This is a genomic window from Streptomyces sp. NPDC111656 (assembly GCF_055656965.1).
Genome location: NZ_JBVKCA010000085.1, coordinates 1 through 1,081, shown reverse-complemented (window position 1 = coordinate 1,081; position 1,081 = coordinate 1). Strand labels below are relative to the sequence as shown.

The 1,081-nt window shown below is 69.8% G+C and carries 2 protein-coding genes; both read left to right on the top strand.

What is annotated here, in order from left to right:
* The first annotated feature begins 41 nt into the window (after positions 1–41).
* Positions 42–617, top strand: coding sequence for an IS607 family transposase (locus ACZ7M3_RS52855; protein WP_472073994.1), 576 nt, complete (start codon positions 42–44; stop codon positions 615–617).
* Positions 614–1,081, top strand: a 468-nt coding sequence (locus ACZ7M3_RS52850) for a helix-turn-helix domain-containing protein (protein ID WP_472073993.1), incomplete at its 3' end; no start/stop codon positions are given. The genes ACZ7M3_RS52855 and ACZ7M3_RS52850, both read left to right, overlap by 4 nt.

Sequence of the window (1,081 nt, the reverse complement as noted above, 5' to 3'; positions counted from 1 at the left end):
ATCAGCAAATCTCTGTGTTTCTCATCTGTTATCTTGATCGTGTGAAGCTTTCCGAGTGGGCGGCACGCAATGGCGTGCATTACCAGACCGCGTGGGCGTGGGCGAAGGAGGGCCGTATGCCGGTCCCGGTGCGCCAGACGCCGTCCGGCACGTGGCTGGTCGACGAGCCCGCCGTGAAGGTGTCGGGGCGGGTGGTGGCGTACTGCCGCGTGTCCTCGGCAGACCAGAAGCAGGACCTTGACCGGCAGGTCGCGCGCGTGGTCCAGGGGGCTACCGGGCTGGGCCTGCCGGTCGCGGAGGTCGTGACCGAGGTCGGTTCGGGTCTGAACGGGCGGCGTCGCAAGCTGCACCGACTCCTGTCCGACCCGCAGGCAGCGGTGATCGTGGTCGAGCATCGTGACCGGCTGGCCAGGTTCGGTGTCGAGTACCTCGAAGCTGTCCTGTCGGCGTCCGGCCGGCGCATGGTCGTCCTGGACCCGGCTGAGACCACTGACGACCTCGTACGGGACATCACCGAGGTGCTGACCTCGATGTGCGCCCGCCTGTACGGGCGCCGTGCGGCGAAGAACCGGGCCGCCCGTGCGGTGGCCGTGGCCACGGCCGAGGCCGCCGAGTGAAGAAGTTCCGGCCGCAGCCGGGGTTCGTGGTGCAGGCGTACCGGTTCGCGCTGGACCCCAACGCCCGCCAGGAGCAGGCGCTCCGGTCGCATTGCGGGGCCGCACGGGCGGCCTGCAACTGGGCCGTCGGCTGGGTCGAGGCGTCGTGGTGGCAGCGCAGGGCCGAGGAGTCCTACGGCATCCCCGAGGAGCAGCTCACCCAGTGGCGGCCGTGGTCGCTGCCGTCGCTGCGCAAGGCGTTCAACGCCGCCAAGTACACCGACCCCCGCTTCGCTTCCTGGTGGGAGGAGAACTCGAAGGAGGCGTACTCCACCGGTCTGGCGAACGCCGCCGCCGCGTTCGACAACTACGCGAAGTCGAAGCAGGGCAAGCGCCGCGGCCGCACGGTGGGGATGCCGCGTTTCAAGTCGAAGCGGAAGACGCGCCTGGCCTGCCGGTTCACCACCGGCACCATCCGCGCCGAC